The organism is Streptomyces sp. NPDC041200 (assembly GCF_055591805.1).
In genome coordinates, this window is record NZ_JBVIZF010000010.1 from 107583 (window position 1) to 128597 (window position 21015).

The 21015-nt window shown below is 72.6% G+C and carries 19 protein-coding genes and 1 tRNA gene; 4 read left to right on the top strand and 16 right to left on the bottom strand.

Annotated features, from left to right (window positions below; translation table 11 throughout):
* Positions 1 to 254: 254 nt before the first annotated feature.
* Positions 255 to 4250, top strand: a complete 3996-nt coding sequence (locus tag ACZ6CL_RS23005; protein ID WP_468938131.1) for an nSTAND1 domain-containing NTPase — start codon at positions 255 to 257, stop codon at positions 4248 to 4250.
* Between the two features lie 242 nt (positions 4251 to 4492).
* The gene (locus ACZ6CL_RS23010; protein WP_468938133.1) at positions 4493 to 5413 is read left to right on the top strand and encodes an FkbM family methyltransferase; all 921 of its coding nucleotides are present in this window, start codon (positions 4493 to 4495) and stop codon (positions 5411 to 5413) included.
* Positions 5414 to 5428: 15 nt separating this feature from the next.
* Here the strand turns inward: ACZ6CL_RS23010 and ACZ6CL_RS23015 are convergent, their stop codons facing one another.
* From ACZ6CL_RS23015 to ACZ6CL_RS23025, 3 genes are all read right to left on the bottom strand, one after another.
* Positions 5429 to 6187 carry a glycosyltransferase family 2 protein gene (locus tag ACZ6CL_RS23015; protein WP_468938135.1) on the bottom strand — a complete coding sequence of 253 codons (759 nt, stop codon included), beginning with the start codon at positions 6185 to 6187 and terminating at the stop codon, positions 5429 to 5431.
* A 2-nt stretch (positions 6188 to 6189) separates the two neighbouring features.
* Positions 6190 to 6801 carry a UTRA domain-containing protein gene (locus ACZ6CL_RS23020; RefSeq protein WP_468938136.1) on the bottom strand — a complete coding sequence of 204 codons (612 nt, stop codon included), beginning with the start codon at positions 6799 to 6801 and terminating at the stop codon, positions 6190 to 6192.
* 133 nt (positions 6802 to 6934) lie between these two features.
* Positions 6935 to 7016: transfer RNA gene (locus tag ACZ6CL_RS23025), tRNA-Tyr, on the bottom strand.
* A gap of 189 nt (positions 7017 to 7205) precedes the next feature.
* On the opposite strand from ACZ6CL_RS23025, the gene ACZ6CL_RS23030 reads away from it, so the two are divergent.
* Positions 7206 to 7694 (top strand): YajQ family cyclic di-GMP-binding protein, encoded by a 489-nt coding sequence (locus ACZ6CL_RS23030; RefSeq protein ID WP_468938138.1) that lies wholly within the window; start codon positions 7206 to 7208, stop codon positions 7692 to 7694.
* Here the strand turns inward: ACZ6CL_RS23030 and ACZ6CL_RS23035 are convergent.
* Positions 7681 to 8055 carry a hypothetical protein gene (locus ACZ6CL_RS23035; protein WP_468938140.1) on the bottom strand — a complete coding sequence of 125 codons (375 nt, stop codon included), beginning with the start codon at positions 8053 to 8055 and terminating at the stop codon, positions 7681 to 7683. The two genes, ACZ6CL_RS23030 and ACZ6CL_RS23035, sit on opposite strands and share 14 nt — an antisense overlap.
* A gap of 118 nt (positions 8056 to 8173) precedes the next feature.
* Between ACZ6CL_RS23035 and ACZ6CL_RS23040 the strand changes: the two genes are divergently transcribed.
* Positions 8174 to 9316: a helix-turn-helix domain-containing protein gene (locus tag ACZ6CL_RS23040; protein ID WP_468938142.1), complete on the top strand. Its 1143-nt coding sequence runs from the start codon at positions 8174 to 8176 to the stop codon at positions 9314 to 9316.
* Positions 9317 to 9339: 23 nt separating this feature from the next.
* Here ACZ6CL_RS23040 and ACZ6CL_RS23045 read toward each other — a convergent pair whose 3' ends face one another.
* The 12 genes from ACZ6CL_RS23045 to ACZ6CL_RS23100 all read right to left on the bottom strand — a co-directional run bounded on the left by ACZ6CL_RS23045 (position 9340) and on the right by ACZ6CL_RS23100 (position 21012).
* Positions 9340 to 9732 carry a YccF domain-containing protein gene (locus ACZ6CL_RS23045; RefSeq protein WP_468938145.1) on the bottom strand — a complete coding sequence of 131 codons (393 nt, stop codon included), beginning with the start codon at positions 9730 to 9732 and terminating at the stop codon, positions 9340 to 9342.
* Positions 9729 to 10592, bottom strand: coding sequence for a zinc metalloprotease HtpX (htpX, locus tag ACZ6CL_RS23050; protein ID WP_468938147.1), 864 nt, complete (start codon positions 10590 to 10592; stop codon positions 9729 to 9731). The genes ACZ6CL_RS23045 and htpX overlap by 4 nt, the downstream gene beginning before the upstream one ends.
* 105 nt (positions 10593 to 10697) lie before the next feature.
* Entirely contained in the window at positions 10698 to 12251 is a 1554-nt protein-coding gene (locus tag ACZ6CL_RS23055; RefSeq protein WP_468938150.1) for an NADH-quinone oxidoreductase subunit N, read from the bottom strand.
* Entirely contained in the window at positions 12251 to 13837 is a 1587-nt protein-coding gene (locus ACZ6CL_RS23060) for a complex I subunit 4 family protein (protein WP_468938153.1), read from the bottom strand. The genes ACZ6CL_RS23055 and ACZ6CL_RS23060 overlap by 1 nt, the downstream gene beginning before the upstream one ends.
* Positions 13838 to 13840: 3 nt before the next feature.
* Positions 13841 to 15859: an NADH-quinone oxidoreductase subunit 5 family protein gene (locus ACZ6CL_RS23065; protein WP_468938156.1), complete on the bottom strand. Its 2019-nt coding sequence runs from the start codon at positions 15857 to 15859 to the stop codon at positions 13841 to 13843.
* A complete protein-coding gene (gene nuoK, locus ACZ6CL_RS23070; protein WP_468938158.1) occupies positions 15856 to 16269 on the bottom strand; it encodes an NADH-quinone oxidoreductase subunit NuoK in 414 nt (137 codons plus the stop codon). The genes ACZ6CL_RS23065 and nuoK overlap by 4 nt, the downstream gene beginning before the upstream one ends.
* On the bottom strand, positions 16269 to 16829 hold the full coding sequence (locus tag ACZ6CL_RS23075; RefSeq protein ID WP_468938160.1) for an NADH-quinone oxidoreductase subunit J family protein: 561 nt from the start codon (positions 16827 to 16829) through the stop codon (positions 16269 to 16271). Before ACZ6CL_RS23075 ends, nuoK begins: the two co-directional genes overlap by 1 nt.
* Complete coding sequence (locus tag ACZ6CL_RS23080) at positions 16826 to 17437, bottom strand: NuoI/complex I 23 kDa subunit family protein (RefSeq protein WP_468938164.1); 612 nt, start codon at positions 17435 to 17437, stop codon at positions 16826 to 16828. The genes ACZ6CL_RS23075 and ACZ6CL_RS23080 overlap by 4 nt, the downstream gene beginning before the upstream one ends.
* A complete protein-coding gene (locus tag ACZ6CL_RS23085; protein WP_468938166.1) occupies positions 17437 to 18399 on the bottom strand; it encodes a complex I subunit 1/NuoH family protein in 963 nt (320 codons plus the stop codon). The genes ACZ6CL_RS23080 and ACZ6CL_RS23085 overlap by 1 nt, the downstream gene beginning before the upstream one ends.
* Positions 18396 to 19997 (bottom strand): NADH-quinone oxidoreductase subunit C, encoded by a 1602-nt coding sequence (locus tag ACZ6CL_RS23090; RefSeq protein ID WP_468938169.1) that lies wholly within the window; start codon positions 19995 to 19997, stop codon positions 18396 to 18398. Before ACZ6CL_RS23090 ends, ACZ6CL_RS23085 begins: the two co-directional genes overlap by 4 nt.
* Positions 19994 to 20605, bottom strand: a complete 612-nt coding sequence (locus ACZ6CL_RS23095) for an NADH-quinone oxidoreductase subunit B (protein ID WP_468938171.1) — start codon at positions 20603 to 20605, stop codon at positions 19994 to 19996. Before ACZ6CL_RS23095 ends, ACZ6CL_RS23090 begins: the two co-directional genes overlap by 4 nt.
* Positions 20596 to 21012, bottom strand: a complete 417-nt coding sequence (locus ACZ6CL_RS23100) for an NADH-quinone oxidoreductase subunit A (protein ID WP_385440661.1) — start codon at positions 21010 to 21012, stop codon at positions 20596 to 20598. Before ACZ6CL_RS23100 ends, ACZ6CL_RS23095 begins: the two co-directional genes overlap by 10 nt.
* Between the last annotated feature and the right edge of the window lie 3 nt (positions 21013 to 21015).

Here is a 21015-nt window from a genome sequence, read left to right on the forward strand (position 1 = left end):
CCGCCCCCGTCCGCACACCCCACGGCGTTCGGCGCCGGTCCCTCCCCACGCGGGGACCGGTGCCGAACGGTGGGGCGGTGCCGATCCGCACCCCCCCGTTCGGGTGCGGATCTCGGGAGAGCTGCAGGGCTGTGATCCTGCCAGCTACGCGTTCCGCCGAGGAGATACCGGTTCGGGTGCACGGCCGTCGTCGCAGGTCATCCGTATAAAGTGAGTTTTCCGGTCCGGATATCCAGGCGTGGGGGAAGTAGGGAGTGGAGACCTTGAGTTCCGACTCAGGGGTACGCACGGCCTTCGCGGAACGTCTCGCGCTGCTGTACCGAGAGGCCGGCAACCCTCCCCTCAAGAGCGTGTCCGAGGCGGTCGTCCGGCTCCAGCGGGTCGACGAGCGGGGGCGGCCCGTACGGGTGTCCGCTCAGCGGATCAGCGACTGGCGGCGTGCCAAGAACGTACCCGCTCAGTTCGCTGCGCTCGCGGCGGTGTTGCACGTACTGATCCCCGACGCACGGCGGCTGCGGCCCGCGCCGGTGTCCACCGGCCTGTACGACATGGGCCAGTGGCAGCGCCTGTGGGAGCGCGCGGTGGCCGACCCGGTCGGGATGCGCCCCCCGGCAGCCGCGGACGAGGAGGTACGGCCCCCGGCCGACGCCCCGTCCGTCCCCGGCGCGGTGTGCCCGTACCGGGGGCTGGCCGCGTACCGGCAGCAGGACGCCCGGTGGTTCTTCGGCCGGGAGCGCAGCACGGAGGCGCTCGTCACCCAGCTGGGTGCGGCGGAGAAGACGGGCGGCCTGGTCATGCTCGTGGGCGCCTCGGGGGCGGGGAAGTCCTCGGTGCTGAACGCCGGCCTGGTGCCCGCGCTGGAGAACGGCGCGCTGGGTGGCGGGGACGGCCGGGCGCGGGAGGTCCTCCAGCTGGCGCCGGGCGGCGATCCGCTCGCGGAGCTGACCCGCCGCGTCCCCCAGCTCGCGGGCCTCGTCCGCACCGGGGAAGAGGCCGATACGCCGCGGTTCACGCGCGCGGTGCGGGAGGCCGTCACGGCGTGGGCGGAGCGTGAGACGTCCGCCGCGGCCCGTCCGGTCGTCATCGTGGACCAGTTCGAGGAGGCGTTCACCCTCGCCACCGACGAGGCGGACCGGCGTACGTTCATCCAGCTGCTGCACGCCGCGTGCTCGCCCGCCGGGCCCGGCGACCCGGCGCCCGTCCTCGTCGTCCTCGGCATACGCGCCGACTTCTACGAACAGTGCCTGGCGTACCCCGAACTGGCCGACGCGCTCCAGCACCGCCACATGGTGCTCGGCCCGCTGACCGCCGCCGAGCTGCGCGAGGCGGTGACCGGCCCGGCCAAGGCCGTGGGTCTGGAACTCGAACCCGGGCTGGCCGAGCTGATCGTCCGGGAGGTGAGCGCCGACGGCCCCCGGGGCACCTCTGACGCGGGCGTGCTGCCGCTGCTCTCGCACGCCCTGCTCGCCACCTGGCAGCGCCGCAAGGCGGGGCGGCTGACCCTGGCCGGCTACCGCGCGGCGGGCGGCATCCAGGGCGCGGTCGCCGCGACGGCCGAGCGGGCCTGGTCCGGCCTCGATCCCGCGGCGCGCACGGCCGCACGGCTCCTCCTGCTGCGGCTGGTGCGACTGGGCGAGGACACCCAGGCCACCCGCAGACGGGGGACGCGGCGCCAGCTGTCGGAGGAGTCGACGGAGCCCGGGAAGACGGAGGAATCGCTCGAAGCACTGGTCCGGGCCCGCCTGGTGACCCTCGACGCGGAGACCGTGGAGATCACCCACGAGGCGCTGCTGCACGCCTGGCCACGGCTGCGCGACTGGATCGACGAGGGCCGCAACGACCATCTGCTGCGCCAGCGCCTGGAGGAGGACGGCCGGGCCTGGGAGGGCATGAACCGCGACCCGTCGCTGCTCTACCGGGGCTCCCGTCTGGAGCAGGCCCACACCTGGGCGAAGTCCGCCGGGGACACCCTGCTGACCCGCAGCGCGGTGGAGTTCCTGGCCGCCTCGGTGCGGCTGCGCAAGCGCATCATCTGGCTCAGCCGGGGCGCGGTGGCGACGCTGGTCGTCCTGGCGATGGTGGCCGTCGGCGCGGCGGTGGTCGCGTGGCAGCAGCGGGACGACGCGGTGTTCGAGCAGGTGGTCACCGAGGCCGACCGCTTCGAGTACCGGGATCCCTCGCTCTCCGCCCAGCTGGCCCTGGTGGCACACCGCTTGCGGCCGGACGACGACGGTACGAGGAACCGGCTGATCTCGATCGTGAACGCGCCGCTGGCCACCCCGCTGCTCGGCCACACCGGCGCCGTCTACCTCACCTCGTTCAGCCCGGACGGGCGGACCCTGGCCACCGCCGCCTACGACCGGACCGTACGGCTCTGGGACACCAGCGACCCGACCCGGCCCAAACCCCTGGGCAAGCCGCTCACCGGCCACACGAGCTGGGTGAGCAGCGCGGTCTTCAGCCCGGACGGCCGCACCCTCGCCAGCGCGGGCGACGACGGCACGGTCCGGCTGTGGGACGTCACCGACCCGGCCCACCCGCGCCCGCTCGGCGCGCCCCTGTCCGGCCATGACGGCACGATCTACCTGCTCGCCTTCAGCCCGGACGGGCGGACCCTGGCCGCCGCCACCGAGGACCACAAGGTCCGCCTGTGGAACATGGGCGACCGGCGGCGGCCGAAGCCGCTCGGCACGCTCACCGGCCCCACCGCCGCCGTGCGCTCCGTGGCGTTCAGCCCCGACGGCCGGACGCTGGCGGCTGGTGGCGACGACGGCCTGATCCGGCTGTGGGACATGACCGATCCGCGGCATCCGAAGCGGCTCGGCAAGGCGCTGACCGGCCACACCGACCTGATCCACTCCGTGGCGTTCAGCCCGGACGGCCGCACCCTCGCCAGCGGCGCCGCGGACAACACCGTCCGGCTGTGGGACGTCGGCGATCCGCGCCACGTGGAGCCGCTGGGCTCACCGCTCACCGGCCACACCGGCCCCATCTGGTCCGTGGACTTCAGCCCGGACGGGAACATGCTCGCCGCCGCCAGCCAGGACTCCACGGCGAGCCTGTGGAACATCCAGGACCCGGCGTACCCGTCGCAGGTCGGCGAGCCGCTCGCGGGGAGCAGCGGCGAGATGTACGCCCTGGGCTTCAGCCCCGACGGGCGCACCCTGGCCACCGGGACCGGCGACAACACGGTCCGCCTGTGGTCGATCCCGACATCGGACATGATCGGCCGGGCCGGGGCGTTCCGCCCGGACGGGCGGGTGCTCGCCACGGCTGCGCGCGACGAGAAGGTCCGGATGTGGAACGTGTCGGAGCCCGGCCGTCCGGAGCTGCTGGGCAAGCCGTTCAAGCCCGGGGCGGGCGCGGTGCGGGAACCGGTCTTCTCCCCCGACGGCCGCATCTTCGCGGCGATGGCCGGAGGCCGCACGGTGCGGCTGTGGAACGTCACCGACCCGGCCCGGCCCGTCGCCGCCGGACCGCCCATCGAACTGCGGAGCCGGTTCGCGGGCGCGCTGGCCTTCAGCCCGGACGGGCGGACGCTGGCCACCGTGTACGACGACCGCACGTTCCGGCTGTGGGATGTCAGCGACCCGGCGCACGTCCGTCCGCTCGGCCCGCCGCTGACCGGCCACAAGGGCTATGTCAACGCCCTCGTCTTCAGCCCGGACGGCCGCACCCTCGCCAGCGGCAGCGCGGACAACACCATCCGGCTGTGGAAGGTGACCGGTAAGCGGCACGCCGTGCTGCGGGGCGCGCCGCTCACCGGGCATCTCGGGCCCGTCAACGCGCTCGCCTTCAGCCCGGACGGCGACACGCTGGCCAGCGGCAGCGACGACAACACGGTCCGGCTCTGGAACCTCACCGATCCCCGTGGGGCGACCCGGCTGGGCCGCCCGCTCACCGGCCACACCGACGCGATCGTCTCGCTGTCGTTCAGCCGGGACGGCAACTCCCTGGCCAGCGGCGGCAACGACAACGCCGTCCGGCTCTGGAACGTCACCATCCCCTCCCGGGCCGATCCCATCGGCCAGTCGATGAGCCCCAACGCCAAGACCGGCAACTTCCTGTCCTTCAGCCCCCAGAGCCGCATGTTCGGGGTGTCGAGCGGCGCGGACACCGTCCGGCTGTGGGATCTGGACGTCGACAAGGCGATCCGGCGCATCTGCTCGATGACCCGGGGCGTCCTGACGCCCGACAAATGGCATGAGTATCTGCCCCGGCTCTCGTACGAATCTCCGTGCGACCGCTGATGCCGGGCCCGCCGGGGCCCGCCGGGGCCCGCCGGGGCCCGCCGGGGCCCGCCGGGGCCCGCCGAGCGTGATCACGATCACAACTCGGCGTTCATTCCGACCAGTCGGCACCCTTATCCGAGCAGTCGCGTTACGCTTGGGAACAGCCCGATCGCTGGTGCATCCCCCGTCGCCAGCGATCGGGCGTTTGCCTATGCTTCGACGGCCCGCCCCACCTGGCCCGAAGCCGGAGGTCCCCCCTGATGCTTTGGCTCGACGAGGCCGCCCTGGACCTCACCCGCGCCTACGTCCGCCACGCGCCCTGGAACGCCGGGAAGCGGGCCCTGGTCGAGCGGTACCTGAACGCCGCCCTGCGTGACCGCCCCCTGCGCCGCCTGGCCCGCACCCGCTTCGGCGCCACCCTCGCCGTCGACACCCAGGACCTCATCCAGCGGTACCTGTACCTCTTCGGCGTCTGGGAACCGCACATGACGCGCTGGCTCCAGCGCAGGCTGCGGCCCGGAGACGCGTTCGTGGACGTCGGCGCCAACATCGGCTACTACAGCATCCTCGCCTCCCGCCTCGTGGGCCCCGGCGGCACGGTGGTGGCCATCGAGGCCTCGCCGACGTTCCACCAGCTCCTGCTGCGGCACGCCCGGCGCAACGACTGCGCCAACATCCGCGCGCTCAACGCCGCGGTTTCCGATCGCGAACAGTTGCTGACCTTCATCCTCGCCAGCTCCCGCAACATGGGCGCGAACAGCATCGTCCCCTACGACGGCCCCGCCGAGTCCACCTTCGACATCACGGCCCGCCCGCTGCCCGACCTCCTCACCGAGGAGGAGATCACCCGGGCCCGGATCATCAAGATCGACGTGGAGGGCGCGGAAGGCGGCGTGGTCCGCGGCCTGATCCCGATGCTCGACCGGCTGCGCCCCGACGCGGAGCTGACCATCGAGGTCACCCCACAGCGGATGGCCGACCTGGGGGATTCCGTGGACGAGCTGCTGGAAGCCCTGACCTCCCACGGCTTCCACCCCTACCACCTCCCCAACGACTACGCGGCGGGCACCTACCCGGCCGCGTTGCGGAACGCGGCGAAGGTGCCGGTGCGGTGGCGCGGGCCGGTCACGGCCGAAAGCGACCTGGTCTTCTCCCGCGTCGACGCCGCGGTCCTGCCCTGACCGCTCCCCGGGGTCTCAGTCCGCCTGGTAGCGCCAGCCGTCCATGGCTGCCAGGGCGCGGGCGCGGGTCTCTATGACCGTGAAGCGGGCCTCGCGTTCGGTTGCGTCGGTGTGGGCGGGCTGGCTGGTGACCTGGCCGGGCCACTTGCGGTAGAGGAGGCCGGTTTCGGCGGTGAACCAGCCGCGGCTGACCGCGCTGAGGGCCAGCAGCAGGCCGGTGTCCTCGGAGGCGGGCAGGGCCATCCAGCCGCCGAGGGCCAGGAGCAGGTCGCGGCGGACGAACAGGGTCGCCGGGTGGACCTGGGCGCGGTAGTCGTGGGCCTTCCAGTGGTCGAGGACGGCGCCGCGCGCGAGCGGGCCCTGCGGCGGGTCGCCGTCGAAACCGGCGGTGGAACCGTCGGGCAGCAGGTCCAGGGCGCGTGAGGTGGCCCAGCCGAGCTCCGGGTTGTCGTTGAGGGCGCGCAGGTCGCGGGCGAGGGCGCCGGGGGTGAGCATGTCGTCGGCGTCCAGCACCTTCACGTACGCGCCCTCGGCGCGGGAGAGCCCCATCGTGCGGGCCATGGCCGCCCGCCCGGCCCGGCCCTGGCCGAAGCTGACCCGGTCGTCGTGGGGCACGTAGGGGCGTACGGCGCCGGTCTCGCCGTCCTCCTGGACGACCCACTGCCACTCCCAGCCGTCCGGCAGCTCCTGCTGGCACAACGACGTGTAGGCGTCGGGGAGATGCCCGGCGCCCGGGGCGTGGACCGCGGTGATGACCGTGATGACGTTTGGCATGGTCACCACCTTGTCAGGGGCGTGGTGAAGACGAGTTCCGTTCGGTCTCCTGGCAGCCGCACATCCGAGACCTCGACCACCCGGCCGCCGGTGTCGACGCAGATCTTCCGGATGAGGATCAGCGAGACGCCCCGCCCAAGGCCGAGCGCTTCGGCCTCCTCCCCGGTCGGCGGGCGGGCCGTGACCCGTTCTTCCACGCGGTCCAGCTCGATACCGATCGTGGAGAGCTGGTGCTGCGTACCCCCGGGCCAGGGCTCATTGGCGGCGTCGAGCAGATCCGGGCCGGCGGCCACCACGTCGTGGACGAGATACGAGTGCACCAGCGCGAAGGGGGCGTCCTCCTCGCGGCAGTTGGTGCGGTACATCCGCTCCAGCAGCCGCGCGCCCACCGGCACGCCGAAGACCGCCGCCAGGTCCTCGTCGGCCTTCGCCTCGCGGTACTCGGCGCGGAAGGCGAGATCGGTCACATCCAGCCCGGTGTCGTGCTCCGTGGCCCCTGTCCTCAGCCGTTCCGCCCGGGGCCGCCGCGCCCGGTCCTTCTCCCACTGGTGCCGGTCGTTGCTCCGCTCGATCCGCCGGCGCGGGGTGCGGGTGCGGACGTCGTACCTGGCCATACCGGGATCACCGCCCTCGATGTCCGGACAGTTTCAGCGTAAGTCCTGGGGAGGTCCTGAGGGCGGCCCACGGAGGTCCCATGACAACGGCCCCCGGCTGCGTAATCGCAGCTCGGGGGCCGTTTTCCCAGCGTGGCGGCGCCAGGATTCGAACCTGGGTAGGCTAAGCCGACGGATTTACAGTCCGCTCCCATTGGCCACTCGGGCACACCGCCTGGGATGTGGCCAGGTGCCCCGCTTCCGCGGCGCTGCTCCCTGGCAACGACGTAAACAATACCTGATCCCCGGGGGTGGTCCGCCACCCGGTTGATCGCCTCTGGATCATGGCCGGAATGGCTAGGCTGGCGCTTACGGTCCGCTGGGCCGTGCCACTGACGGATCTACGTACGAGGAGCCAACTCAAGATGGCCGACTCCAGTTTCGACATCGTCTCGAAGGTCGAGCGGCAGGAGGTCGACAACGCGCTCAACCAGGCGAGCCGCGAGATCTCCCAGCGCTACGACTTCAAGAACGTCGGGGCCTCGATCGACTGGTCGGGCGAGCGGATCGAGATGCGCGCGAACTCCGAGGAGCGGGTGAAGGCGATCCTCGACGTCTTCCAGTCCAAGCTGGTCAAGCGCGGGATCTCGCTCAAGGCGCTCGACGCGGGTGAGCCGCAGGCCTCCGGCAAGGAGTACAAGATCTTCGCCTCCCTGCAGGAAGGCATCTCGCAGGACAACGCGAAGAAGGTCGCCAAGATCATCCGCGACGAGGGCCCGAAGGGCGTCAAGGCGCAGGTGCAGGGCGAGGAGCTGCGGGTCACCTCGAAGAGCCGGGACGATCTGCAGTCCGTGATCGCGCTGCTGAAGGGGAAGGACCTGGACTTCGCGGTCCAGTTCGTCAACTACCGGTAGGCGTTTCCGCCGCTTCACGGCACGCCGGGGCCTTGCGGGCCCCGGCGTTCGTGCGTGCGGCGCCCCCGTCGTCGGCGGCCCCCTCCGCGGCGGCCAGCCGGTCGCCCCGGCTCTCGGCGATCCGCAGGGCGTCGCGGAGGGCCTCGGTCAGCCGGTGCGCCAGGTAGCGCAGTTCCCCGGCGTGCGCCGTGCGGTCGCCGAGCAGGGCGCGGGCGTGGGCGAGCAGTTCCGTCCCCATGTCCAGCTGCACCGCCTCGACCTCGTCCGCCCGCCGGTTCATCCGGCTGTCGGCGTCGTCGGAGGACAGATAGCAGGGCTTGCCGTCCGGAGTGGTCCAGGGCAGCAGTCGTAGGCCGTTCATCGCGATCTTCCCGTCGCCGGAGTTGTTGCGGCCATCCTTGGGCGCGGGCCCGTACCTGCGGGAGTTGCCGGGCGTTGACTACGCTGAGGAGTCAACGGTCCACGCAGGGGGTTCCGTCATGGACGATTTCGGATCGCGCGTACGTACTCTGCTCACCGAGCGGGGCATGTCCATGCGTGCCACGGCCCGTGCGCTCACCTACGACCCCGCCTATCTCTCGCGGGTGATCAACGGCAGGCAGCGGCCCTCGGAGGCGCTGGCGGCAGCGCTGGACGGCCTCCTGGGGGCGGACGGAGCGCTGGTCGCGCTCGCGGCGCCCGCTCAGCGCCCGTCGGCGCCGGGTGCCGGGCGGGCCATCGGCGTCGACGGAGACATCGCGCACATGCGGGCGTCCGTCGCCCATCTGCTGGAGCACGACAGCCGGTACGGCGGTACGGCGGTGGCGCCCGCGGCCGTGCAGGTCTGGCGGGCGGAGCAGCGGAAGCTGGAACGCGGAGGGGTTCCCGACCGCGCGCGGCGCGGATATCAGTCGGCTGTCGCCGAACTCGCCGAGATCGCGGGCTGGCTGCTGTTCGACGCCGGGCAATGGGACGCCTCCCGGACGGCGTTCCTGGAGTCCCATGTGCTGGCCCGGCTGTCCGGGGAGCGGCCCATGGAGTGGTTCGCCCTGGACATGCTCGCGATGCAGGACGTCCACCACGGGCGGCCCGGGGAGGCGTTGAGCATCGCGGATGAGCTGCTGACGAGGCCGCGTATCCCGCCACGCGTGGCGCTGATGGCGCGCGTACGCCGCGGCAGAGCGCTCGCCCACCTGGGGGACCACCGGCGGGCGCTGGACGAGCTGGCGGGCGCCAAGGCGCGGCTGGACGAGTCGATAAGCCCCCGGGATCCGGCCTGGGCCTGGTGGGTGAACGAGGGCGAGATCACCGGCCACCAGGGCGAGGTCCTGCTCGCACTCGGCGACGCCAAGGCCGCGGTACCCAGGTTGCAGCGCGCGCTCGATCTGGCCCGGGAGGCCTATCCGAACGGCCGGGGGACGCTCTTCTACAGCATCGCGCTGCTCTCGGCGTACACGGCTGCCCACGCGTGGCGTGAGTGCGAGCCGGTGTTGCTCTCGGTCAACACCCTGCTGGAGACGGTCACCTCGGCACGCAGTCGCCACCGGCTGCGCGGCACACTGCGCGAGCTGACCCACGGGCCCGGCACGCCCCCGTGGCTCTCGGACCTCGCGCGGCAGACGGCGACGGCGACAGCGGCCTGAACGAGATCCGGACCGGAACCGGCTCAGCGGCCGGCGAAGGGCTGGTCCGTGGGGACGATGTCGTGGCCGAGGGGGGTCAGCGAGATCGGGATCAGCTTGAAGTTGGCGATGCCCAGCGGGATACCGATGATCGTCACGCACAGCAGGACGCCGGTGACGATGTGGCCGAGGGCGAGCCACCAGCCCGCGAGGACGAGCCACAGGACGTTGCCCACGCAGGAGGCGGCGCCCGCGTCCCGGCGGGGGACGGCCATGCGGCCGAAGGGCCACAGGGCGTAACCGGCGATGCGGAACGAGGCGATCCCGAAGGGGATGCCGATGATGGTGACGCACAGCAGCAGACCGGCCAGGACATAGGCACACGCCATCCAGAAGCCGCTGAATACGAGCCAGATGATGTTCAGAATGGTCTTCACGGTTGCTCCCCCGCCATCTTTTCGAGTCGTGCGATGCGCTCCCGCATGGGCGGGTGCGTGGAGAAGAGCTTGGACATGCCGCCACCCGCCCCGAACGGGTTGGCGATCATCATATGGCTGGCGGTCTCCAGCCGGGGTTCCGGGGGCAGCGGCAGCGCTTGCGTGCCCGCTTCGAGCTTGCGCAGGGCGCTGGCGAGGGCCAGGGGGTCGCCGGTGAGCTGGGCGCCGGACGCGTCCGCCTGGTATTCGCGGGAGCGGCTGACGGCGAGCTGGATGATGGCGGCAGCGAGCGGGCCGAGGATCATGATCATCAGCATCCCGAGGAAGCCGGGACCCTCGTCGTCGTCGGACCGGCCGACGGGGATCAGCCAGGCGAAGTTGACCAGGAACACCACCACGCTGGCGAGCGCGCCCGCGATGGACGAGATGAGGATGTCGCGGTTGTAGACGTGGCTCAGCTCATGGCCGATGACCCCGCGCAGCTCACGCTCGTCGAGCAGGCGCAGGATGCCGTCGGTGCAGCAGACCGCCGCCCTGCGCGGGTTGCGGCCGGTCGCGAAGGCGTTGGGGGCCTCGGTCGGGGAGATGTACAGCCGCGGCATGGGCTGGCGGGCGGCGGTCGACAGCTCGCGCACCATCCGGTAGAGCCCCGGCGCCTCGAACTCGCTGACGGGGCGCGCCCGCATGGCTCGCAGGGCGAGCTTGTCGCTGTTCCAGTAGGCGTACGCGTTCGTCCCCAGGGCGACCAAGACCGCGATGATCAGCCCCATCCGGCCGAAGAAGCTGCCGATGACGATGATGAGCGCCGAAAGTCCCCCGAGGAGTACGGCGGTCTTCAGCCCGTTGTGCCGGCGGTGCACTGTACGCCCTCCCAATGATGCCGCAGGGAAACCGTCCCTGAACTGGTCAACGCCAGGTGAGGGGCACTAGTTCCCTTGTGCACGCATGTGCACCTTGGGGGGTTCTTACAGCAGCGCGCCGGAGGCGAACCGCAGGACGAGCTGCGGGGCGCCGGAGAGGGCGATGCCGAGGACGGCGGCGAGCCCGATGGCGGCCGTCAGCGGGGCGGTGGCCGCCACCGGCGTGACGGATGCCACGCCCGCGGTGTCCCCCTCGGCGGCCTGCGGTGCACGGAAGAGGACCGCCGTCCACTGGAGGTAGTAGTAGAGGGCGACGACCACGTTGAGCGCCATCACGACGGCCAGCCAGCCGAGCCCCGCGTCGACGGCCGTCTGGAAGACGGTCACCTTGGCGAAGAGCCCGATGACGCCCGGCGGCAGCCCGGCCAGGCACAGCAGGAAGAAGCCGAGCGCGAGGGCGGCGGCCGGGCGGGCGGCGTACAGGCCGCGGTAGTCGGTGATGCGGCCGCCCGGGTGCGTACGGGCGACGAGGGCGACGACCGCGAAGGCGCCGAGGTTCACGGCCGCGTACATGAGGGCGTACGCGACGGTCGAGCCGATGGCGTGGGCCGCGTCCCGGTTGGAGCCCGCGTATCCGGCGGCCGCGATCGGGACCAGCAGGTAGCCCGCCTGGCCGACGGAGGACCAGGCCAGCACGCGTACGGCGCTGTGCGCGCGCTCGGGGCGCTGGCGCAGCGCGGCGACGTTGCCCGCGGTCATGGTGAGGGCGGCGAGGACGGCGATGGCCGGGCCCCACACGTCGTCGTACGCCGGGAAGGCGAGGACGGTCACCAGGATGAGGCCGGAGAAGCCGACCGCCTTGCCGACCACGGAGAGATAGGCGGCCACCGGGATCGGCGCGCCGACGTAGGTGTCCGGGACCCAGAAGTGGAAGGGCACGGCGGCGGTCTTGAAGGCGAAGCCGACCAGGGTGAGGACGACGCCCGCCTGGGCGAGCGTGTCGAGCCGCGGGTCGACGTGGGCGAGGCCGTCGGCGATCCGGGACAGGTGCAGGCTGCCGGTGGCGGCGTAGACGAAGCTGACGCCGAGCAGCATGACGGCCGTCGCGGTGACCGAGGAGAGGAAGAACTTCAGCGCGGCCTCGGAGGAGAGCCGGTCGCCGCGGCGCAGTCCGACGAGCGCGAAGGCGGGCAGGGAGGCCACCTCCAGGGCGACGACGAGGGTCGCGAGGTCCCGGGAGGCGGGCAGCAGGGCCGCGCCCGCGGCGGACGACAGCAGCAGGAACCAGAACTCGCCCGCGGGAAGTTTGAGGTCCGCGACACCGCTGATGGACAGCAGCGCGGTGAGCAGCGCCCCGCCGAGCACCAGCAGCTGGATGACGAGGGTGAACGTGTCGGCCGTATAGCTGCACGCCCCGTCGCCGGAGGTGAGGCAGAAGGTGGAGCGGTCCCGGCTCAGCAGGGGCAGCAGGCTGAGCCCGGCCAGGACGAGGCCCGCCGTCGCGAGCCACCCCAGGAGCGGCTTGCGGTGCTCGGGCAGGAAGAGGTCGGCGACGAGGACGACGAGTCCCGCCACGGCGGCGATGGTGGGCGGCGCGACGGCGAGCCAGTCGACGGACTGGACGAGCCCCGCGGCGAGATCAGAGGCGATCGGTGTCATCAGTTGCCTCCCGCGAGGAGCTGCTGCACGGCCGGGTCGGTGAGGCCGAGGAGGGCCGCGGGCCACAGTCCGGCGAGGACGGTGAGGGCCACCAGGGGGCTCCAGGCGACGAATTCGTAGCCCTGGACGTCGGCCAGGGCGGGCCGGGCGGCGCCGTGCTCGGCGCCGGGTTCCACGGGGTGGTCACCCATGCAGACGCGCCGTACGACGATGAGCATGTAGGCGGCGGTCAGCAGGGTGCCGAAGCCCGCGAGCGCCATATAGGTGAGGTAGGCGGGGCGGCTGAGCCCGTCGGCGGGTTCGAAGGCGCCGAACATGGCGAGCATCTCGCCCCAGAACCCGGCGAGTCCGGGCAGCCCCAGGGAGGCGACGGCGCCGAAGGCGAGCAGTCCGCCGAGCCGGGGCGCCCGGCCGTAGAGGGCGGCGCCGGTGACGCCCGAGAGCTGGTCCAGGTCGGTGGTGCCGGAGCGGTCCTTGAGGGCACCGACCAGGAAGAAGAGCAGGCCGGTGATGAGGCCGTGGGCGATGTTGGCGAACAGCGCGCCGTTCACCCCGGTGGGGGTGAGGGTGGCGATGCCGAGCAGCACGAAGCCCATGTGGCCGACGGAGGAGTAGGCGATGAGCCGCTTGAGGTCACCGCCCGCGCCGCTGCGCGCCAGGGCGAGGCAGGCGAGGGATCCGTAGATGATGCCGACGACGGCGAACGCGGCCAGATAGGGCGCGTACGTGTGGGCGCCCTCGGGGACGATCGGCAGCACGATGCGGACCAGTCCGTACGTACCCATCTTGAGGAGGACGCCCGCGAGGAGGACCGAGCCGACGGTGGGCGCGGCGGTGTGGGCGTCCGGCAGCCAGCTGTGCAGCGGCCACATCGGGGCCTTGACGGCGAGTCCGACGATGAGGGCGAGGGCCGCGATGAGCTGGGTGGTGTGGCTGAGCCCGGAGCCGTTGTCAGTGGCGAGTGCCACCATGTCGAAGGTGCCGCCCTTGACCCCGATGAGGAGGAGGCCGAGCAGCATGACGACGGAGCCGAGCAGCGTGTAGAGGATGAACCGCCAGGCGGCGCGCTCCCGTTCGGCGCCTCCCCACTGGTTGATGAGGAAGTACATCGGGATGAGCGTCATCTCGAACGCCAGGAAGAACAGCATCAGGTCGAGGACCGCGAAGCTGGCGAGGGTGCCGCACTCCAGGAGGAGCAGCAGCGAGACGAAGCCCTTGGCGGAGCCTCCGGGGGGCATTTTCTTGTACGAGTAGAGCGCGCAGAGGAACGTCAGCAGTGCGGTCAGGACCAGGAGGGGCAGCGAGACGCCGTCCACGCCGAGGTGGACGCGGATGTCCAGCGCCGGGATCCAGCTGATGTCGGTCTGGGCCTGCATCGTGGCCGGGCGGCCGTGGTCGAAGCCCGCGGCGAGCGCGATCGCGGCGATGAGCACGACGCCGGTGACGGTGACGCCGTGGCGCAGCACGGCCTGGCCCGGGTCGCGGCCCTTCAGCCCGGGCGGGGCCGGGAGCAGGGCGGCGACGGAGCCCAGCAGGGGGAGCACGACGACGGCCGCGAGGAGGTATTGCAGGACGGTGTGGTTCACGGGTCAGGCTCCCGCTGCGACGAGGACGGCGGCCACGGCCAGGACGAGGGAGCCCGCGAGCAGCGCGCCGAGGTAGGTCTGCACATTGCCGGTCTGGGCGCGGCGGACGGCCGCGCCGAGCAGGCGGGGGGCACCGGCCGCGCCGCGTACGTACGTCTCGACGACCTCGCGGTCGAGGAAGCGGACCAGGGCGGCGGCGGCGCGCACGGGGCGGACGAGCAGGGCGCTGTAGACGGCGTCGAGGTGGAAGCCCGCTGCCGCGTGGCGGTGGAGGGGGCCGAGGAGGAGGCGGCCGGGGTCGGCGGGGTCCTTGGCCCCGGCGATGGAACCGTAGGCGGCCTCGTGGGTGGCGATGGCCTCGACCTCGGAGACGGCGTCGGCGGCGTCCGGGTGGGCGGCCACCGCGCCGATCGGTACGCGGGCGGCCCGAGCCGAGGTGTGCCGCCACGCGGCGTACATGACGAGCACGCCGATGAGGGCGGCGCCGGTGCCGATGACGGAGGTGGTGAGGGTCGGGGTGAGGGTCTCACCGTCGAACCAGTCGGGGAGGGTGCCGTAGGACAGGCCGAGGGCGACGGTGGGGATGAAGAGCACCCACAGGACGACGTTCAGGGCGGCCGGCTGCCTGCCGTGGTCGGGAGCCTGTTCGCCCTTGCCGCGGAAGGCCAGCAACCACATCCGTCCGGCGTACGCGGCGGTGAGCAGCGCGGTGAGCACTCCGGCCGCGAGCACGGTCCAGCCGACGCCCACCGGCACGGCGGCGGTGTGGCCGGTGGCGGCGTGCTCGGCGGCGCCGAGGACGGCTTCCTTGGAGAAGAAGCCCGCGAACGGCGGGATGGCGGCGAGCGCGAGCAGCGCGACCGTGGTCGTCCAGTAGGCGTCGGGGACGCGCTTCGCGAGGCCGCTCATCCGGGACATGGCGGCGAGGGAGTTCGTCCCCGCCGCGTGGATGATCACGCCCGCGCCGAGGAAGAGGAGCGCCTTGAACGCGCCGTGGGCGATGAGGTGGAAGACGGCCGCGCCGCGGTCGTCGACGGCCAGCGCGCCCGTCATGTAGCCGAGCTGGCCGACGGTCGAGTAGGCGAGGACGCGTTTGATGTCGTCCTGGGCGAGCGCGGCGAGCGCCGAGCCGACCATGGTGACGGCCGCCATGACGGCGAGGACGGCGAGCGCGGCGGCCGAGGAGGCGAAGACGGGCAGCAGCCGGGCGATGAAGTAGACACCGGCGGCGACCATGGTGGCGGCGTGGATCAGCGCGGACACCGGGGTGGGACCGGCCATCGCGTCCGGCAGCCAGGTGTGCAGCGGGAACTGGGCCGACTTGCCCGCGACCCCGGCCAGCAGCAGCAGCGCGATCAGGGTGGGGTGGTCCAGCGGGACGCCGGAGGTGGTGGCGGTGAGCCGGGAGTAGATCTCGCTGATGCGGAACGTGCCGGTGTCCCCGGCGAGCGCGAAGATGCCGATCAGGAACGGGACGTCGCCGAGCTTGGTGACGAGGAACGCCTTGAGGGAGGCGGACCGGGCAGCCGCGGTCTCCCAGTAGTGGCCGACCAGGAAGTACGAGCAGATGCCCATGATCTCCCAGCCGACGAGCAGCACGATCAGGTCGTCGGAGTAGACGACGAGGAGCATCGCGGCGGTGAAGAGGGAGACGAGCGCGGCGTAGGAGGGGTAGCGGGGGTCGTCCCGCAGATAGCCGGTCGAGTAGATCTGCACGCAGCTCGCGACGACGGCGACGAGGACCGCGACCAGGGCGGCGAACCCGTCGATGTGGAGCGCGAGGTCGATCGGGACCGAGCCGGTGTCGGCGAGCCGGGTCGCGATGGTCAGCGGCGCCTTCCCGGCGCCCTCGCCGCCGCCCTGGCGTACGGCGACGAGCACGGCGATCGCGGCCGCGGCGAGGACGGGCAGGATGGCGAGGGGGCGTACGAAGCCGGGGGCGCGGCGGCCCAGCAGCAGTCCCGCGACGGCGCCGAGGAAGGGCAGGAGCGGGACGAGAACGGCGGCGGTCGTGGTCGTCACGCGGTCTGCCTCCGGGCGGGAGTTCCCTCGGTGTCAGGGCCGTTGTCAGTGGCGGCTGCCATGCTGTGGTCGCTGTCGTGCAGGGGGTCCTGGCCGCCCGGCGGGGGGTCGGCCAGGTCCCGGAGCCGGTCGACGTCGGAGGTGCCCCGGTTGCGGTACACGAGCAGGACGATGGCGAGCCCGATGCCGATCTCGGCGGCGGCGATGGCGATGGTGAACAGGGTGAGCGCCTGGCCCGCGTGCAGGGTGTCGCGGAGCCAGACGTCGAAGGCGACGAGGTTGAGGTTGACGGCGTTGAGCATCAGCTCGACCGACATCAGCACCAGGATCGCGTTGCGGCGGGCCAGGACGCCGTACAGGCCGGTGCAGAAGAGGAGGACGGCGAGCACGGCGGGATAGGCGAGGTGCATCAGCGCTCCTCCTCAACCTTCTTGCGGGACAGCACGATCGCGCCGACGAGCGCGGCGAGCAGCAGCACGGACAGCGCCTCGAAGGGCAGCACCCAGTACCGGAAGAGGCTCTCGCCCGAGACCGCGGTGGAGCCCTGCACGCCCTTGTCCAGGTCGATCCAGGTGGCCCGGAAGGCGTCCACGACCACCCACACCAGCGCGGCCGCGGCGGCGATGGCCACCGCGAGGGCGGCCGGGCGGTTGCCCGAATCGGCGTCCGGGGAGCGGCCGATGGGCGCCTTGGTCAGCATCAGCCCGAAGAGGAGGAGGACGACGACGGAGCCGACGTAGATCAGCACCTGCACCCAGGCGATGAACTCCGCGGTGAGCAGGAGGTATTCGACGGCGATGCCGCCGAGCGCCACCACCAGCCACAGGGCGGCGTGCACCAGCTGCTTGGTGGTGACGGTGATGACGGCCGCGGCGAGCGTCGCGATGCCCACGAGGAGGAAGGCGATCTCGACGCCGGTGGGCGACAGGAACCCGTGGCCGGCGGCGGCCAGGTGGACCGCGGTGCTCACGAGGCGGCCCCGTTCGTCCCGTCGGAACCGTTCGCCTCGGCGGCCCTTGCTTCCTCTGCTGCCTTCGCCTCTTCCGCTGCCTTCGCTTCGGCCGCGGCCTGCTTCTCGGCGGCCTTGCGGGCGGCGCCGATCTCCTTCGGCTCCTCGGCGGCCGGGTCGAGCGCGGGCGGCGCGGGCACCGTCCACATCCACTCGCGGAGCTTGTCCCGCTCATGGGTGAGGTCGCGGATGTCCTCCTCCGCGTACTCGAACTCCGGCGACCAGAACAGCGCGTCGAAAGGACACACCTCGATGCAGATGCCGCAGTACATGCACAGGGCGAAGTCGATGGCGAACCGGTCCAGCACATTGCGGCTGCGCTCACGTCCGCCCGGCGCCGCCGGGGGCACCGTCTCCTTGTGGGAGTCGATGTAGATGCACCAGTCCGGGCACTCGCGCGCGCACAGCATGCAGACCGTGCAGTTCTCCTCGAACAGCCCGATCACCCCGCGGGTGCGCGGCGGCAGTTCGGGCTGGACCTCCGGATACTGCGCGGTGTGCGACTTGCGGGTCATCGTGCGCAGGGTGACGGCCAGGCCCTTGGCCAGGCCGGAACCGGGAATACCCATCAGGAGATCACCACCTTGACGACGCCGGTGAGGGCGATCTGGGCGAGGGAGAGCGGAATGAGGCAGGTCCAGGCGAGCTTCTGCAGCTGGTCCTCGCGCAGCCGCGGATAGCTCACCCGCAGCCAGATCACGACGAAGGCGAGGACGGCCGTCTTGAGCAGCGTCCACAGCCAGCCCACGTCGCCGGAAAACGGGCCGTGCCAGCCGCCGAGGAACAGGACCGTGGTCAGCCCGCACAGGATCACGATGCCCGCGTACTCGGCGAGCAGGAACAGCGCGAAGCGCAGCCCGGTGTACTCGGTGTACGCACCGAAGATGATCTCGGAGTCGGCCACCGGGGCGTCGAACGGCGGGCGTTGCAGCTCGGCCAGCCCGGCGGTGAAGAACACCAGCCCGCCGACGATCTGCCACGGCACCCACCACCACTCGAACGCGTCGAGGATGCCGGGCAGCGACACCGTGCCCGCGGCCATCGCCACGGACGCGGCGGCGAGCAGCATCGGCAGCTCGTACGCCATGAGCTGGGCGGCGGTGCGGAGGCCGCCGAGCAGGGAGAACTTATTGGCCGAGGCCCAGCCCGCCATCAGCGATCCGAGCACGCCGACGCCCATCACGGCGAGCGCGAAGAAGATGCCCGCGTCGATGGTCTCCCCGACCGCCCCGCTCGGGCTGATCGGGATCACGACCAGGACCAGCAGATACGGCAGCAGGGCGACGGCGGGCGCGAGCTGGAAGATCCGCCGGTCGGCCCCGGCCGGAACCACGTCTTCCTTCTGCGCGAACTTCACGCCGTCCGCGACCAGCTGGGCCCACCCGTGGAACCCACCCGCGTACATCGGCCCGAGGCGGCCCTGCATATGGGCCATGACCTTGTGCTCGGTCTGACCGACGAGCAGCGGGAGAACCAGGAACGCGACGAGGAGGGCGAGCAGTCGCAGCGCGACGTCGAGGACGTCGTTCACGCGGTGCCTCCTGGTGGGCCGTCGGGGTGGGTCGTCGTCTCGTCGTCGCCGCCCGGTTTCGCGGCGCCGGGTCCGGCGGTGCCGGGTTTGTCGTTGCCGGGTTTGTCGTTGCCGGGTTGCGCGTCGTCCGGTTGCTCCGGGGCGTCGGGTTTCGCGGCGCCGGATTGGCCGTCGCCCGCTCCCGGCTCGCGGCCGGACTCGGCCGCGTCCTTCGCGGGCGCTTCCGGGGTTGAACCGGACTGCTCGGCGTCGTCCCAGGCCGGGCGCGGGTTGTGCCAGGGGGCATCGGACGAACGGGACCGCCGTGCGGGACGCGCCTCCGGGTCGCGGGAAGGACGGCCCGCCGAGCCCTCGTCCGCACCGCCAGCGCGGCGCGCGGGGCGCTCGGTCGCGGCCTCCGCCGCGTCGCCCTGCTGGCTCACCGAGCCACCGTCCGCACTGCGGCTCGGCTGCTCGGCCGACGTCGGGGCCGATGCGTCGGGCGTCGTCGGCCCGGACTCCTCCGACGCGCTCCGCGCCGGGCGCTCTGCCGCCGGGGTGTCGTCCGTCGTCGGGGTCGCTTCGGCCGCCGTCGCGGACTGCTCGCCCGCCGAACCCGCGCCCGCGCCGGACTGCTGACTCGCCGAACCCTCAGCCGCGCTGCGCGCACGGCGCGCCGGGCGCTCGGACGGGGGCGGGGCCGATGCGTCGGGCGCCGCCTCAGCGGCCGTCCGCTCCGGCGCCGTCGGCTCGGCGGCCGACGCGCGCTGGCTCGCCGAGCCCGCCGACGCGCTGCGCGCTCGCCGCGTCGGAGCCGCGTCGGCCTGCTGGCTCGCCGAGCCTTCGCCCGCGCTGCGGGTACGGCGGGCGGGGCGCTCGGCCGGGGTGTCACCGGGGGCCGCGTCCGCCGCTGCCGGGCGGCGGCGGGCCGGGCGGTCGCCTGCCGCGCGGGCACCGCGGGCCGGGCGGGCGGGGGCCGGGGGGAGCTGGCCCTTGAGGGGGCCCCACTCGTTGGGGTCGGGCACGCCCGGCGGGAGCATCTGGCGCCGCTTGGGGCCGCCGTGATCGGACTCGCCCGGCTCCTTCGCGCCCGGCCAGGCCTTGGCGACCCGGGCCGCCAGCACGAAGTCCTTGCGCAGCGGGTGGCCCTCGAAGTTGTCGGGCAGCAGCAGCGGCGCGAGGTCGGGGTGGCCGCTGAAGCCGATCCCGAACATCTCGTGGGTCTCGCGCTCGTGCCAGGCCGCGCCCGCGTAGACGCCCACGGCGGTGGGCAGCGTGGCCGCGTCGTGCGGCACGGTGGTACGGACCAGGAGGCGGCGTATGGCGGCGCCCGGGGCGAGGGCGACGACGTGCGCGGCCACCCGGAAGCCCTGGCCGGGCTCGTCCACCGCACTCAGCCAGTCGAAGTAGGTGCAGCCGAGGGTGTCGCGGGCGGTCTCCAGCGCCGTGATCCAGGCCTCGGCGGGCACGTCGACGGTGAGCAGGCCGTACGCCTCCTCGGCCGTGGCGCCCGCGCCGAAGAGTTCGGGGGCGGGGGCCGGGAGCCAGCCCACCGCCGCTTCCTGCTCCGTCGGCTCCGTCGGCTCGGTCGGCTCCGTGGGCTCCGTCGGCTCGGTCATCGCGCGTCCTCCCCGGCGGCCGGGGGCGCCACCAGGCCGCTGCGCAGCGCGGCCGGGGACGGGCGGCGGGCGCCTTCCGTCGCGTACCGCTCCCCCAGCGACTCGCGGGCGATCTTCTCCTGGAGCTTGAGGATCCCCTGGAGCAGCGCCTCGGGCCGGGGCGGGCAGCCGGGAACGTACACGTCGACCGGGATGATCTGGTCGACGCCCTTGGTCACGGCGTACGAGTCCCAGTACGGGCCGCCGCAGTTCGAGCAGGCGCCGAAGGAGATCACGTACTTCGGCTCCGGCATCTGCTCGTAGAGCCGCTTGACCGCGGGTGCCATCTTGTCCGTCACGGTGCCGGAGACGACCATGAGGTCGGCCTGGCGCGGCCCGGGCGCGAACGGGATCACGCCGAGCCGCATGAAGTCGTGGCGGGCCATCGAGGCGGCGATGAACTCGATGGCGCAGCAGGCCAGCCCGAAGTTGAACACCCACAGGCTGTAGCGGCGGCCCCAGTTCAGGACCACCTTCATCGGTTCAGGCGCCAGCCGGGCGAGCGGGCCGAGGCGGCGCGGCTCCGGGAGATCCACGGGAGCCTGCGCGGGGGTCGGTGTCACGTCCATTCCAGGACGCCCTTCTTCCATGCGTACAGCAGACCTACGGCGAGGAACCCGAGGAAGATGAACATCTCCACCAGGGTCGCGGCGCCGAAACCGGGCGCGGCGAAGACCGTCGCCCACGGGAACAGGAAGATCGAATCCACCGCGAAAATCACGTACAAGAAAGCGTAGACGTAGTAGCGGACCTGGGTGTGTGCCCAGCTCTCGCCCACGGGGTCCACGCCGCACTCGTACGTCAGCAGCTTCTCCGGCGTCGGCACCACCGGCCGCAGCAGCCGCCCTGCCCCGAAGGCCACGGCGACGAAGATCACCCCGACCGCCGCGACCAGACCTACCAGCGTATAGGCGTGGAAGTAGTCGGCCGCGAGCGGGACGCTACTGGCCGCACGTACGGTCGTCGCCTCCGGCACGTC